The sequence below is a fragment of the Lutibacter sp. TH_r2 genome (assembly GCF_033101135.1).
Taxonomy (GTDB): domain Bacteria; phylum Bacteroidota; class Bacteroidia; order Flavobacteriales; family Flavobacteriaceae; genus Lutibacter.
In genome coordinates, this window is record NZ_JAWMPV010000020.1 from 1 (window position 1) to 316 (window position 316).

Consider the following 316-nt stretch of genomic DNA (forward strand, 5'->3'; position numbering starts at 1 on the left):
AGACAGAGGAATACAATATTGCAGCAATGTATACACCCAAATACTTAAAAGAAAAAAGATAGAAATAAGTATGACCGAAGAAAATCATTGTTACGAAAACGCAATGGCTGAACGTGTGAACGGAATACTAAAAGATGAATTTTATCTTGATCAAACCTTTATGAATACTGCGCACGCAAAAAGAGCTGCAAAAAATGCAATTAATTTATACAACCAAGTAAGATTACACTTATCTTTAGACTTTAAAACACCAAATATGGTATATAAATTAACAGCGTAAAATTCAATTTAACCTGTAGCCGTATTTTAGGACTAG

The 316-nt window shown here is 31.0% G+C and carries 1 protein-coding gene; it reads left to right on the forward strand.

Annotated features, from left to right (window positions below; all coding sequences use genetic code 11):
• On the forward strand, positions 1-280 hold a 280-nt coding region (locus R3X25_RS15190; protein ID WP_317675818.1), incomplete at its 5' end, for an integrase core domain-containing protein.
• Positions 281-316: the final 36 nt, after the last annotated feature.